The sequence below is a fragment of the Rhodococcus erythropolis R138 genome, from assembly GCF_000696675.2.
Classification (GTDB): Bacteria; Actinomycetota; Actinomycetes; order Mycobacteriales; family Mycobacteriaceae; genus Rhodococcus_F; species Rhodococcus_F erythropolis.
In genome coordinates this window covers 3,178,209-3,190,853 of the sequence record NZ_CP007255.1, presented here as the reverse complement: position 1 = coordinate 3,190,853, position 12,645 = coordinate 3,178,209, and the positions used below count along the sequence as shown (strand labels likewise).

15 protein-coding genes and 1 pseudogene are annotated in these 12,645 nt (G+C 61.0%); 8 read left to right on the top strand and 8 right to left on the bottom strand.

The window, feature by feature from the left end:
• Positions 1–677 precede the first annotated feature (677 nt).
• Complete coding sequence (locus tag H351_RS14930) at positions 678–1,295, bottom strand: YdeI/OmpD-associated family protein (RefSeq protein ID WP_029255594.1); 618 nt, start codon at positions 1,293–1,295, stop codon at positions 678–680.
• A 122-nt stretch (positions 1,296–1,417) separates the two neighbouring features.
• Positions 1,418–2,383 (bottom strand): helix-turn-helix transcriptional regulator, encoded by a 966-nt coding sequence (locus H351_RS14925; protein WP_020969896.1) that lies wholly within the window; start codon positions 2,381–2,383, stop codon positions 1,418–1,420.
• A gap of 110 nt (positions 2,384–2,493) precedes the next feature.
• Between H351_RS14925 and H351_RS14920 the strand changes: the two genes are divergently transcribed.
• Entirely contained in the window at positions 2,494–3,435 is a 942-nt protein-coding gene (locus H351_RS14920; protein ID WP_029255595.1) for an alpha/beta fold hydrolase, read from the top strand.
• A gap of 86 nt (positions 3,436–3,521) precedes the next feature.
• On the opposite strand, the pseudogene H351_RS14915 reads toward H351_RS14920, so the two are convergent.
• The 3 genes and pseudogenes from H351_RS14915 to H351_RS14900 form a co-directional block, all read right to left on the bottom strand.
• Positions 3,522–3,786, bottom strand: a pseudogene (locus tag H351_RS14915) (ATP-binding protein); the annotation flags it as partial.
• Between the two features lie 788 nt (positions 3,787–4,574).
• Complete coding sequence (locus tag H351_RS14905; protein WP_029255598.1) at positions 4,575–5,033, bottom strand: DUF5994 family protein; 459 nt, start codon at positions 5,031–5,033, stop codon at positions 4,575–4,577.
• Between the two features lie 96 nt (positions 5,034–5,129).
• On the bottom strand, positions 5,130–5,438 hold the full coding sequence (locus tag H351_RS14900) for a PNPOx family protein (protein WP_029255599.1): 309 nt from the start codon (positions 5,436–5,438) through the stop codon (positions 5,130–5,132).
• Positions 5,439–5,621: 183 nt separating this feature from the next.
• On the opposite strand from H351_RS14900, the gene H351_RS14895 reads away from it, so the two are divergent.
• From H351_RS14895 to H351_RS14875, 5 genes are all read left to right on the top strand, one after another.
• Positions 5,622–6,809 (top strand): inorganic phosphate transporter, encoded by a 1,188-nt coding sequence (locus H351_RS14895; RefSeq protein WP_003941590.1) that lies wholly within the window; start codon positions 5,622–5,624, stop codon positions 6,807–6,809.
• 14 nt (positions 6,810–6,823) lie between these two features.
• The gene (locus H351_RS14890; RefSeq protein ID WP_003941641.1) at positions 6,824–7,105 is read left to right on the top strand and encodes a hypothetical protein; all 282 of its coding nucleotides are present in this window, start codon (positions 6,824–6,826) and stop codon (positions 7,103–7,105) included.
• 34 nt (positions 7,106–7,139) lie between these two features.
• A complete protein-coding gene (locus tag H351_RS14885) occupies positions 7,140–7,466 on the top strand; it encodes a DUF3349 domain-containing protein (protein WP_020908123.1) in 327 nt (108 codons plus the stop codon).
• An 11-nt stretch (positions 7,467–7,477) separates the two neighbouring features.
• A complete protein-coding gene (locus tag H351_RS14880) occupies positions 7,478–7,816 on the top strand; it encodes a DUF3349 domain-containing protein (protein ID WP_029255601.1) in 339 nt (112 codons plus the stop codon).
• Positions 7,817–7,966: 150 nt separating this feature from the next.
• The gene (locus H351_RS14875) at positions 7,967–9,010 is read left to right on the top strand and encodes an alpha/beta hydrolase (protein ID WP_019748933.1); all 1,044 of its coding nucleotides are present in this window, start codon (positions 7,967–7,969) and stop codon (positions 9,008–9,010) included.
• A 72-nt stretch (positions 9,011–9,082) separates the two neighbouring features.
• Here H351_RS14875 and H351_RS14870 read toward each other — a convergent pair whose 3' ends face one another.
• Positions 9,083–9,475 carry a VOC family protein gene (locus tag H351_RS14870; RefSeq protein ID WP_019748934.1) on the bottom strand — a complete coding sequence of 131 codons (393 nt, stop codon included), beginning with the start codon at positions 9,473–9,475 and terminating at the stop codon, positions 9,083–9,085.
• A 56-nt stretch (positions 9,476–9,531) separates the two neighbouring features.
• Here H351_RS14870 and H351_RS14865 point away from each other — a divergent pair, with 56 nt between their 5' ends.
• Together H351_RS14865 and H351_RS14860 are read left to right on the top strand one after the other, a co-directional pair.
• The gene (locus H351_RS14865) at positions 9,532–10,311 is read left to right on the top strand and encodes a helix-turn-helix domain-containing protein (protein ID WP_244891358.1); all 780 of its coding nucleotides are present in this window, start codon (positions 9,532–9,534) and stop codon (positions 10,309–10,311) included.
• Positions 10,312–10,313: 2 nt separating this feature from the next.
• Positions 10,314–10,664, top strand: coding sequence for an inorganic pyrophosphatase (locus H351_RS14860; protein WP_029255604.1), 351 nt, complete (start codon positions 10,314–10,316; stop codon positions 10,662–10,664).
• Here the strand turns inward: H351_RS14860 and H351_RS14855 are convergent.
• Together H351_RS14855 and thiM are read right to left on the bottom strand one after the other, a co-directional pair.
• Complete coding sequence (locus H351_RS14855; RefSeq protein ID WP_020908129.1) at positions 10,657–11,766, bottom strand: LLM class flavin-dependent oxidoreductase; 1,110 nt, start codon at positions 11,764–11,766, stop codon at positions 10,657–10,659. The genes H351_RS14860 and H351_RS14855 overlap by 8 nt on opposite strands.
• On the bottom strand, positions 11,766–12,611 hold the full coding sequence (thiM, locus tag H351_RS14850; protein WP_020969906.1) for a hydroxyethylthiazole kinase: 846 nt from the start codon (positions 12,609–12,611) through the stop codon (positions 11,766–11,768). Before thiM ends, H351_RS14855 begins: the two co-directional genes overlap by 1 nt.
• Between the last annotated feature and the right edge of the window lie 34 nt (positions 12,612–12,645).

Sequence of the window (12,645 nt, the reverse complement as noted above, 5' to 3'; positions counted from 1 at the left end):
CTCGACGCAGAGGAGCAGGCAAGACACCAATAGCCAGTCAGCGGCATACAGGGATAGTCATCACGACAACCCCCTGCTCTCAGTTCGACTGACATCAGGTCCAACTGTGTCGAATTTCGACACGGACCAGTTGTGACGAATTTCGACACAACTGGTTTGCGCGCTCCCACAAAAACGCCGAGGGTACTCGCTAGTGAGTACCCATCCACCCATCTGGCCGTACTTCAACTACGGTCAGGTCGCTCACTAGTGAGCGGGCTTAGCGAGATACGCAGCGCCACGACCTGATCAGTGTTGAGCACCGATCAGGACTGTCACTAGTGACCACCCTTGGGGGCGCAGTAGTGCGCCCCCTTATTCGTGGCGCCGCGGAAAAGGGGTGGATTGCGTCCGCAGTCCGTCCGCAGTAGAACTAGCAGCCCCTGACGCTACAAACGAAACCAGCAATAGAGTGCAGCTAGATCCAACAACGCCAACATAGTTGGCAATAACAAACGCGCAGAACGTAATCCGAGCTCTACTACGACGTGTGATCCGCATCCTGACGTAAGTCAGACCTGCGAGTACCGAGTCCACCCGTCCCGCTTCTGCGGGGCGGGTGGACTTGTTTCGGTCCGAGGGAAACCCCTCGGACAGATGATGACCGGCCTTCATACCGGACGCGGTCGAATCGCGGATCAGCAGCGAGCACGTTCGCCGATGGCCGCATTGTTGACGATATGGGCGATTCGACCTGCCCGTGTTGCGTCTCGAGCGGCACAGACTATCCACCACAGCATCTGTTTGCGGGCGCTGGGCGGAAAACTGTCCCAGTTGCTTCGAGCTTGCGGGTCCAGGTCCAGCGCCGCCTGCAAGTCAGATGGTTCCTCGAGGTCTTCGACTTGGTCGAGAATCGTCCACCAACCAGTGGATTTCGCGGCAGCAATTGCACCGCGACCAGCAGCGGTCATAAGGCCACGCGCTTCCATATCAGCTGCGCGTTCGCGGTTGAGACGGGTCCAGGAACTCTTGCGTCTACGAGGCGTGAACAGTTGCAAATTGCGCTCTTCGTCGAGGATGGTGTTGGTGGAATCGATCCAACCAAAGCAGATGGCTTCCTCAACGGCCTGAGGGTAGGGGCAGCGTGGTCGGCTGGTGGTGGTGCGCCAGGAGCACAACCACACACCTCGGCCTGACGTGTGATTGTCCGTCAGCCAAGTTCGCCACTGTTCCCGAGTCTCGGCGTGGATGATCGGGTAGTCGAACTTCCACGTCGGGGGGTGGATGGAAGCCGGCGATGATTTCGAATTGGTCACTTACTCTCCAAGCTCACAGGGGAACGGATACGTGTCTCGATAGACGAGGGGCCTGCGCGGGGAACACGTCCCCGCGGCAACCTGGACATGAATGGTTCTGTCGCACAATCCTCTTCTGACTGTCATGGTGGCGAGACCCTGAGGTGAAGGGCGAGCCGACTGACGGTGTCGGCAAGCTCGGTTGGTTCGATGACGACCACTGGGGCGGTGAGCGCAATGCGCGCAACCGTCATGGCGAGCCTGCCGAGATCTTCGCTGCGGATCTCGACAAGGCAGCGGTCCGCTGCCACCTCGATCGGTGTGTGGTCTATCCATCTGAGTACGCCCTCGAGGTCGGCGAACGTAGCTTCGATGGCGAGTTTTGCATCGTGGTGACGGGGTGGCGAGCCGACTGATCTCGCGACGAAGGCTGCCGCGTCACCGCCCGGGATCTCGCGTGGCGTGAAATGACTGCCTGCCAGCCAGGGCTCCGAGAGCCGGTCCAGTCGAAATGTTCGCCAATCCGCACGATGGTGGTCCCATGCTACGAGGTACCAACGACGTCCCGCCGTGACAAGGCGGTGCGGCTCGACGAGCCGTCTGCTGCTCTCGCCGTCACCTCGCCGGTAGTCGAAACGAACGTGCTCGTGGTCGCGACATGCCGCAGCGAGCACACTGAGTGCTTCGGGGTCGACGATGTCGTCATCTGCCCGCCGCATGGAACTGACGCTCGAATGCAGTGCCGACACACGTCGGCGTAGTCGATGGGGCAGGAGTGCTTCGATCTTGGTCAGCGCGCGCAGCGATGTTTCTTCGATGCCTCCGATGGCGGCCTCGGCGGCGTAGCGCAGTCCGACGGCTACCGCCACGGACTCGTCATCGTCGAGGATCAGGGGCGGCACGTGTGCCCCCGTTGCAAGTCGGTAGCCCCCGTACTTTCCGGACGTGGAATCGACCGGATAACCGAGGTCGCGTAGGCGATCGATGTCGCGGCGCACCGTCCGCTGCGTGACATCGAGTCGTGCGGCAAGTTCGGCACAGTGCCAGAAGCGATGGGTCTGAAGGAGCGAGAGCAATTGCAGTGCTCGGCCTGTGGGATCGTTCCGCATTTCTTCAGATTGCCAGCGATCTAGGACTTTATGTGTCCACGATGCTCCCTAACGTCGGAGCAACCGGTCGATCCAGACACGAGATCGGTAGTCAACTCAAAGGAGCATCCGTGAATCCATCCGACTTCCCCAGGCCCGTCCTCATCCAAGTCAACGGCGTGGAACTCGAAGTCTTCGAAGCAGGGCGACACAATGCCGGGAAACCCATCGTGCTGTGTCACGGATGGCCAGAGCACGCGTACTCCTGGCGATACCAGGTGCCCGCCCTTGTCGAGGCGGGCTACCACGTCATCGTCCCGAACCAGCGCGGCTACGGGAATTCATCACGTCCGACCGAAGTGACGGACTATGACATCGAACATTTGGCGGGTGATCTCATCGCACTTCTCGATCACTACGGCTACGACGATGCCACCTTTGTCGGTCACGATTGGGGTGCCTTTGTCGTGTGGGGCCTGACCCTGTTGCACCCGGACCGGGTAAACAAAGTGATCAACCTGAGCCTGCCCTACCAGGATCGCGGAGAGCAGCCCTGGATTGAGTTCATGGAAGCCGTGCTCGGCGGTGATTTCTACTTCGTCCATTTCAATCGACAGCCGGGCGTCGCGGACGCGGTGTTCGAAGACAACACCTTCCGGTTCCTCCGCAACCTGTACCGGAAGAACGAACCCCTCAGGGAGCCTCAGCCGGGTATGGCGCTGATCGATCTCGCCAGAGCAGAGACACCACTCGGTGAGCCTCTGATGAGCGATAGCGAATTGGCCGTTTTCGTCTCCGCCTTCGAATCGACAGGATTCACGGGCAGTGTGAACTGGTACAGGAACCTTGACCGCAACTGGCATTTGCTGGCGGAGGTGGACCCGATTATCCAACAGCCCGCACTTATGATCTACGGCGACCGTGACGCGATCGCGAGAGCTGAGAACCTGACAGAGTTCGTGCCCAATGTGGAAGTAGTCAATCTCGACTGCGGTCACTGGATCCAGCAAGAAAGACCCGAAGAGACCAACCAAGCGATCTTGAACTGGCTGGAGCGGCAGGATGCCACATAGTTTCAAGGCTAGGTGCGGATCTCAGTGAAAATGTCAGTCTCATTCAAGTCCGATAGGGCGTGATCCGGACCCACCTTGTGTGTGTATCAAGCGGATTGCTGAGCTCGGATGTGGACGAGTCGGTAAGAGTCGGTGGCGGTTTCGATGATGTTGCCGCCGCAAGGTGAGCCGATCCACGATGGCGGCGCAAGGTCGTGGGTCGGTGAACATTGTCGTCCAGCCGGAGAACGACGCGTTGGAGGCGATGGCGACGGAGTTCTTTTCCTCCCGTTCGGTCAACACCTGAAAAAGCAGCTCGGCGCCTCGTTTGTCGAGTTCCATGTAACCGAGTTCGTCGATGCCGAGCAGATCCCCCTCGGCCGTAGCGGGCGGTCCCGACCACCCACTGCCAGTTGGCCCAGGCCCAACCAGTTCCGGCATCGCCTGGATGAACGTTGTCGCCTGCTGCATCGACAAGAGGCTCTCGCCACATTTCAAATCGCCTCTGATCCAACAAGTTACCGGGTTCCGGAAACGCGTCTACCTCTCCGGGTCCACTTTCGGGAATCAACGAGAGCGTCGGAAAACAAGCCATGCACTCAACCCGGCGATGGGCACAAGCCAAATCCCGAAAAAGAAGGCGACTGCTCGCCACACACCGATTCGCCGGGACACGGAAACCACATCGGCCGTTCCGACAAGGCACAGGGAAATCCATATCAAGGCGAGAGTGAATCCGCCGACGTACAGAAGAACGAACGCCCCAAATCCGTCCATACAGTCCATTCCACTGTCGGCGCAGTCCTGAAGCCCCGCCGCACCGAGTAGGGAAATGTTCACAGTGAGGATGCTACGGAGCAACGCGTCCCAAACTGCCGAACAGCCCGGCAGATTCGGCGATGCGAACGCCGGCCAGCCCGAACAAAGTAGAAGCCCCACCCCCGTGGGGAGGGCGGGGCTTCATTCGATCCGGCGCTCACGCACAGTGGGAGGGTGGTGGACATGCCGGACCGACGACACGGCAGGGAGTCAAGCTGCCGCGCCCAAGCGCTGACCTGAAGGAATGCGCCTGAGATTGTGGTTACGAGAACCATCAAACCAGACAAACTGGACGCATGTTCAGGAATTGAAAGATTCGACCCCGCACGTCAGAAAAGATCTCACTGCACCCGATAGGTTTCGCTGCGGCCAGGATCAACCAACCGCCGCATGATCTCGTACGCACGGTCCGGATCCGTGTACGGCGGAATCATCATCAGAACGAGTTGACGACCATAGATGTCGTCGAGATACATCAAATCGTGAGGCTGGCCAGGGTACGGACCCCGCACTTCCAGTCCGTCGACCTCGTCCATACGACGCTGCGCGCTGCTGATCGTGTTCCAGTCGAACGCAACCCGCGCGATCGGCCCCAACCTCAGCGAAAGTGCGGATATCAGATCGTGAAGCTCCGCCGTGACGTTGGTGGTCCATGGGAACCACGCGCCGTCTACCGATGCCTTGACGGCGCCTTGACCACGAAGCAGGAACCGCGGAGTCCGCGTCGGCGACGGGAAAGGTTGCCCGACATGGCGCTGCGGCGCTTCCATTGCATAGTCGAGAGTGCTGATGTGCGCCATGACGAGGCTCCTTAACGGAGGATTCGTGGAACCGTCAGGCAGAGGCGCCCGGTCGTGGGTTCCATACTTTCAGGCTACTCCGCTGCGCAATCCCGACTACGCATCGACGGAAATGATCACGCCGGTGTCGCCATACGGGAACGGACCATTACCGATGTGACCGAGGGTGTTGAAGAATTTCGAAATAGGCACCATCACACCGTATTTCGCGTTCACTTTGCTGCGGATCTCGTCGAATTCAGGTCCGCCGCTCACCAACTGAGCGGTCCCGGCAACCAGCAAAGAGCCGTCGGCAACCTTTCCGTGGTTGTTGCACGGCACGACGGTGACGCGTGGGTTGTTCCGCAGCCGCTTGGCCTTACCCGATTTCGAGGAAGTCCAGAACCCGATACGTCCGTCCGGCAATTGGCGTATGCCTCCACAAACTCCACGACCATGCACACGAATGAATTTTCTCTGCCTCAGGCGTTTCGAAACGGACAATTATCCGGACGAAGATGAACAACAGGTGCCGAGTGGTGGAAATATCGCGGAACGACCACGTCTCAGGTCGATTTGTGGCCCGCAGGTGTTGGAACATGACTTCTCGTGAATGCGGAACTCATCGTTCTCCTCGTCGTCGTCGTAACCGCTCTGGGGTTCGACTTCACCAACGGTTTTCATGACACTGGCAACGCTATGGCCACGTCGATTGCAACCGGCGCCCTCAAGCCCAAGGTGGCAGTCGCTCTGTCTGCTTCCTTGAACCTGGTCGGAGCTTTCCTCTCGGTAGAGGTTGCTGCCACCGTGGCCAAGGGCGTGGTGAACCTCGGAAATGTGGGTGGCCAAGCGCTGCTCACCATCGTCTTCGCCGGCCTTGTCGGCGGCATCATCTGGAACCTGGCAACTTGGTTGCTCGGCATCCCCTCGAGTTCCTCACACGCACTGTTCGGCGGCCTGATCGGCGCCGCCATCGCGTCCCTCGGAATGAGCGGTGTCGCCTGGAGCGGCGTGCTCAGCAAGGTTGTCATCCCCGCGGTTCTCGCTCCCGTCGTAGCCGGCTTGGTTGCAGCGGCCGGAACCTGGCTCATCTACCGCATCACCTCCAACGTCGGTGAGGAAACCAAGGACAAGGGTTTCCGACTCGGCCAGATCGGTTCGGCTTCACTCGTTTCCCTCGCACACGGCACCAACGACGCTCAGAAGACCATGGGCGTCATCTTCCTCGCCTTGGTCGCCCATGGAACCATCTCCGCCGACGCGGACATGCCGTTCTGGGTCAAGCTCACCTGCGCACTCGCGATCGCTGCCGGAACCTACCTCGGCGGGTGGCGAGTAATCCGCACACTCGGCAAGGGCCTGGTCGAGATCGCCGCGCCGCAGGGCATGGCAGCCGAAGCATCTTCTGCTGCCATCATTCTCACCTCCAGCCACCTCGGTCTTCCACTCTCGACCACCCATGTGGCGACGGGTTCCATCATGGGAACCGGTCTGGGACGCAAGGGCGCCGAGGTTCGTTGGGGCGTCGCCGGACGTATGGCGGTCGCCTGGTTGATCACTCTCCCGTCCGCTGCGATCGTCGGCGCTCTGTGCTGGGGACTGGCCAACATCGTCGGCGGCCTGCCCGGTGTCCTGGTCGTCTTCGCTGTGCTCATCGCATTGGCCGGTTGGATGTATCTGCGCTCCCGCAAGGAGCCCATCGATCCGAGCAACGTCAACGCCGAGTGGGACGGCGGCCTGGTGCCTGCAGAGGTCCCCGGTCCGGACGCCCGCGTCACCACCGACGTCAAAGCCTGAAAGAGGGAATCGACATGGATATCTTGAAAAACACCGTCGACTCGCTCTGGCAGGTCGTACTTGTCGGCCTCCTGCTTGGCGCCGGACTTCCGGCGATCTTCGCAATCGGCCTGAAGTCCCTCGACGCCGGGCAACGTGGCAGTGGCGGCGGGAGCACTGCCGTCGCGGCTCGCAGTCCGTTGGCCGTGGCAGGCGCAGTGGTGTGCTTCGCGGTAGTGCTCATCGCGATCGTCACCGGAATCCTCTTCATCATGCAGGGCTTCCTCAGCCACACATTCGGCATCGAGATCTTCTGATCCCTTGCGCCCTCACGAGCGGAAAGACATCACCGTGACTGCACCGACTCCATCCCTTCCTCAGTCCATTCTGGAATGGCTTCGCGCCGGCTACCCCGAAGGCATACCGCCCAAGGACCGCATTCCGCTGGTCGCATTGCTACGACGCAAGCTCTCGGACGCGCAAATTCGAGACATTGCCATCGGCGCTGCACTCGCAGAACTGAGCGACGTCAACAGCGACCAGGTGATCTCTAGCGACGAGATCAGCGCTCAGATCGCCGATCTCACGAGCCAGACTCCCTCGGACGAGGACATCGCGCGCGTTGCCTCCGTCCTGGCCGCCGCCGGGTGGCCCCTCGCTGATCTCGACAACGACTGAAGCTCGATTCGTTGAGTCTTCCACCACTTCTGGTTTCGATACTCGGCTGGCTCCGTGCCGGGTATCCGAACGGCGTGCCGGAGCAGGACTACGTCCCTTTGATGGCCCTGCTCCGGCGACAGCTGTCCGACGACGAGATCGCCGTTCTTGCCGACGATCTCGTCGCTGACTTTCCGGTTCCGGTCGATCCGATCGACTTTCCGGTTCCGGTCGATCCGATCGACATCGGCGTCCTCATCACCAAGGTCACCGACGATATTCCGCACGAATCGGACGTCGCCCGGGTACGTGAACACCTGATTCGTGGAGGGTGGCAAATCGACGCGCAACCTCCGGTCGACGACGCATGACGGCACTACCTGAATCAGACCAGTTTGATAACGAAACGGTAACGGAGCCGTCGACGTCAATACAGACCACTTAGTGTCATCAGGAATTCCGTGCCTCGGGGGGCTCGGTCGGATTTCGGTGTGCAAGCACCTTTGGGGCGGGAGTAATACATGCACGAGGCTCACACAGATTTGGCGAAGAACCCAGATATTTCGAACCCGGATATTTCGAGAAACCGCATTTCGAAACGAATCAAGCGTCGGATCCTCGGCCTCGCCGCGACAGCACTCGCACTCCCCCTGACCGCAGGCCTGATCAGCGGATCAGTAGCGACCGCAGCGCCCGCGCGCACCGCCCCGGCCGGTGGATACGAGGAAGTGTTCGTCGACTCCTCGATGGGGCCGATCAAGGTTCAGATCCAGTGGGCTTCGCGCGGCGGCAACGCGGCGCTCTATCTTCTCGACGGTCTACGAGCACGCGACGACCGAAACGCATGGAGTTTCGAGACCAACGCTCTCGAGCAGTATCGCGGCGACAACGTCACCCTGGTCATGCCGGTCGGCGGGCAGTCCAGCTTTTACTCGGACTGGTATGCGAACAGCAATTTGAATCGCCAGCCGGTCACGTACAAATGGGAAACCTTCCTCACCCAGGAACTTCCCGCCTATCTGGAATCGCGCGGCGTCTCCCGAACCAACAACGGTGTGCTCGGATTGTCCATGGGTGGCAGCGCGGCACTGACGCTCGCCGCTTATCACCGCGATCAGTTCAAGTTCGCCGGATCGCTCTCGGGATACCTCAACATCTCAGCTCCCGGCATGCGTGAAGCAATCCGCGTGGCCATGGTCAGCGCAGGGTCCTTCAATGTCGATGCCATGTGGGGACCGCCATGGAACCCCGCTTGGCTCCGCAACGACCCCTTCGTGTTTGCACCCGAACTGGCTGGGCTCTCTCTGTACATCTCCGCCGCGAGCGGCCTACCCGGGCAGTTCGATCAACCTCGTCGTCCCGTCGACTTCGTGAATACCGGTAGCGCCATCGGCCTCGAAGCCCTTGCCCTGATGAACTCACGGGCATTCCAGCTGCGCATGAACTCCCTGGGAATTCCGGCAACGTACAGCTTCCCGGCCAACGGCACTCACTCGTGGCCGTACTGGGGCGCGGAACTGTGGAAAGCCCGAGGCCAGATCCTCGACACCCTCAACGCTTGGTGAACTGACAACGACTCGATCACCGACAATCGCAGGCCCCGACCGAATTTCGGTCGGGGCCTGCGTCGTTCGAAATCAGAGCGCGGCAAAGAGATCCACGGTATTGCCGTCGGGATCGAGAAGAACGGCGTAACGCTGGCCCCACACGGCATCAAATGGCTCTTTGTGTCCGGGGAAGTCGGCTGTGATGCGCTGATACGCCTCGTCGACTGCAGCGGGTGTCCCGAAATCGAAGGCCAAAGCGACGGGGTGTCGACCTTCCCCGACGACGAAGTCAGGATCGAAGCTCGCGATGGTGGACAGCGCGTCCCAGGCCAGCCGAAGCCCACTGTCGAAAGTGAACTCCACGTGTGGAGCGTCAGCGGGTGTTTCCGGAATGTCGAGCCCGAGGGTTCGGTAGAACGCGAGGGAACGCGCGAGATCGTTGGTGACGATTCCGACGAGATCGAGTCTCGGAGAGACGGACACGGTATTTCTCCTGTTTCGGGTCGAGAAGTGATCGGCGAGTGTGTGACGATGATCTGATGACCGGCACTGACACCCTCGCTCTTGACGGTAGTCGGACGGTAGCGTCGAGTCTTGAACAAAACGGCCACACCTATGTCGAGACTCGGATCACCGGTTCGGCCGGCCTCTTCAGTTGCACGTGGAAAAGCACTACCGACCCCCATGCGCCCACGGAAGCAAAGCGGATTCTTCCCGATCTCTGCGCAGACTTCATCGTCGACAGCACCGGAAAGTCGTGGCTCGTCGGACCCGCAACCGGTGCCGATCTGGTTTCGGTCGCCGCCGGTACAACCATGTGGGGCATCCGGATCAATCCGCCGGCTCTGCGGAGCCTGCTCGGCACAGCGGCCGACGCGGTGCAGGATTCGAAGATCGCCTTCGACGACATCCTCACTTCCAGACAAGCGCGGGTACTTGCCGACGCCCTTAGCCACGAGGCAGTCGACGCTCACCTACTGGGCCAGTTGTGGCGCGGACTGGAACCCGACCACGGAATCGAGCGTGGTTACTCCGCGCTCATCTCCTCCCCTTCGACTCCGATACGAGAGATCGCCGCAGACCTCGGTGTTTCCGAACGTCATTTTCGACGCTCGATCACGTCGTCGATCGGGCTGTCCCCCAAAATGATTCAGAAAGTGCAACGTATCCAGGACGTGTTGACTCTCAGCCGCGATGCAAATCTCACGCTGTCGTCGCTGGCCGGTCGCGCCGGCTACGCCGACCAAGCCCACCTCGCACGCGATACGCGTGCACTGACAGGCCTGACACCGACTCAGCTACTGCGCGAGCACCGATAACGATGAGCGAAGACCTGTTCTCCGCCCTCGATCACCTGGCTACCACGTCAACTGTCGTGATCGATCGCCCCCGAGGGTCGGCACACCCGCGTTACCCCGCTGCGATTTATCCGCTCGATTACGGCTATCTCGACGGGACCGTCAGCGCGGACGGCGACGGGATCGATCTGTTCCGAGGCTCTGCCGTCGGCAACGGCGTTGTTGCCATGGCCGTTATTGCCGACATCGACAAGAAGGACGTGGAAGTCAAGATCCTTCTCGACTGCACTGCCGATGAAATCGGCACTGCCGCAGCATTTCTCCGCGACACTTTGGGTCTCGGCACCACTGTCTTGCGGCGCGAAGTCAGCTGAGTTCGTCGAATCGCGGAACAAGATGCTCCGCAACCCACTTCGCTTCCTCGATCAGAGGCCAACCTGCCAGGATCAGTGCAGTCAAACCGGTTCGGCCGCGAAGCGTGCGTACCGAGTCCGTGATCGAATCCGGATCGCCGACGTAGTACACCGCCGATGACCCGGTGCCGAAGATGTCGAGAGGCGACCACGCTGTGATACCCGCGTACAGCCCGTCACCGACGTACAACTCCTCCGGTTCCGGAAGTCGGCCGGAAGCAATCTTGTCCGCCCAGCCCTGCCGCTGTGCGTCGCGAGCGGTGAAAGTCTTGAGGTCTTGCTTCCCCTGAGTACGACGACGCACTGCGTTGTCCAAGACATGAGCGATCTGCTCGACGCCCGTCTTCTCGAACAACGAACGGAACCGGTCGTGCGCCTGCGCCTTGGTGGGGCGAACGATCACACCGGTCAGCGCACCGAAGTCGGTGAACTCGCGCCCGGCTGCCTCCGCCGCCGCTCGTGCGGCAGAGAATTTGTCTTCGATGAACGAAGTCTCGCGCAACATCGCCAGATAGGTGTCGAGCACCTTGCCTGAATTCGCCAGGCCTGCAGGCGAATCACCGGTACCCCACAGCGGAACCTGATGCCCAGCGGGCGCATCGATACGCAGTGGTGTGTTGGGAAAGTTCGACTCCGTGCCTTCGGCGTAGATGCGGCGGAAGTCCGCCCAGTACTGCTCCCCCAACTCGTAACGCTCGTCGTGGGGCACGTTCATGTCGTACTTGGTCAGGATGTTTTCGCGTCCGTTGACCGAGTTGATCAACAGTCGGCCACCGCTGAAGGCGTCGAAAGTCAATGCCTTCTCCGCCAGCAGTCGCGCCGGCGTCATGTTCGCGTAGACGGCGACAAGGAACTTCATGCGCGTGGTGTGCGCTGCCGCCCACGTCGCCGAAATGAACGGATCGTTCGGCCAGGTGGCAACAAGCGCACCTTCGAATCCGCCGTCGTCGATGGTCTTCGCGAGCTCGATCTGCCTGGCCCCGTCCACGGGGAACAGCCCACCGGGGCTCCACGGGTAGTCCCCGTCGGCCTGGGTGAGATACCAAAATGTCTTGACGCCCATCAGTTCTGCACTCCAGCCGGCAGGTCGAACGATTCGATTCGGGCACGTGAGCGGATGGTGTCCGCATTCACGTTGTAGAGCGCGTCGAGGTACGCGACCGCGAAAGAACCAGGACCTGAGGCATTTTCCTCGGCGATCTCCGATGCCACGGCAACATGCGTATGCGCGGCAACCAATCCGTCCAGCGCGGTCGGCGTAACGGCGAGGTAGGCAGCGACCAGGCCTCCCAGAGAGCAACCGGTACTGGTCACGCGCGGCAACAGAGCGCTGCCACCGGAGACTCGGATGCCCCGAACGTCGCCGCCACCATCGCGGCCGACGATGTAGTCGACCGGGCCTGATGCCGACACGGCATCTGCATGCTTCAGAAGTGACAGAGCGGCGGGCACTGCGTCGGCGGAGTCGGAGGCACTGTCGACGCCGCGGGTGTCACCGCCGAGTCCGGCCAGAGCGATGATCTCCGATGCGTTCCCGCGGATGGCGCTGGGGTGAAAGCGCAGCAGATCCACAGCGATACCGCTCCGCCAGGGTAGTCCGCCGACACCGACTGGATCCAAAACCCATGGCGTACCGGCAGTTCGGGCCGCTTCTGCGGCTATCAGGAAGGCTTCGGCTGTCCCGTCGTCCGGCGTTCCGAGGTTGACGAGCACTCCCCCGGCGACGGCAGCGAACCCACCCGCTTCATGAACGTTGTCGATGTGAGCGTTGCTTGCGCCGGCAGCGAGCAGAACATTGGTCAAGAAGTTCGCCGAAACGATGTTCGTCAGCGACTGGACGAGCGGTACCTGATCGCGGAGTGCGTCGATCGCCGACGCGACGGTTTCGACAGAGACAGTGTCAGACATGAGAATTCCTTCAGGACGTGAGGTATTTGGGGAC

Excerpts from the sequence above, each read along its gene's own strand:
- H351_RS14925 (WP_020969896.1), bottom strand. The coding sequence starts at position 2,383 with ATGCGGAACGATCCCACAGGCCGAGCACTGCAATTGCTCTCGCTCCTT.
- H351_RS14905 (WP_029255598.1), bottom strand. The coding sequence starts at position 5,033 with ATGGCGCACATCAGCACTCTCGACTATGCAATGGAAGCGCCGCAGCGC.
- H351_RS14890 (WP_003941641.1), top strand. The coding sequence starts at position 6,824 with ATGGATATCTTGAAAAACACCGTCGACTCGCTCTGGCAGGTCGTACTT.
- H351_RS14875 (WP_019748933.1), top strand. The coding sequence starts at position 7,967 with ATGCACGAGGCTCACACAGATTTGGCGAAGAACCCAGATATTTCGAAC.
- H351_RS14865 (WP_244891358.1), top strand. The coding sequence starts at position 9,532 with ATGACCGGCACTGACACCCTCGCTCTTGACGGTAGTCGGACGGTAGCG.
- H351_RS14860 (WP_029255604.1), top strand. The coding sequence starts at position 10,314 with ATGAGCGAAGACCTGTTCTCCGCCCTCGATCACCTGGCTACCACGTCA.
- H351_RS14855 (WP_020908129.1), bottom strand. The coding sequence starts at position 11,766 with ATGGGCGTCAAGACATTTTGGTATCTCACCCAGGCCGACGGGGACTAC.
- thiM (WP_020969906.1), bottom strand. The coding sequence starts at position 12,611 with ATGTCTGACACTGTCTCTGTCGAAACCGTCGCGTCGGCGATCGACGCA.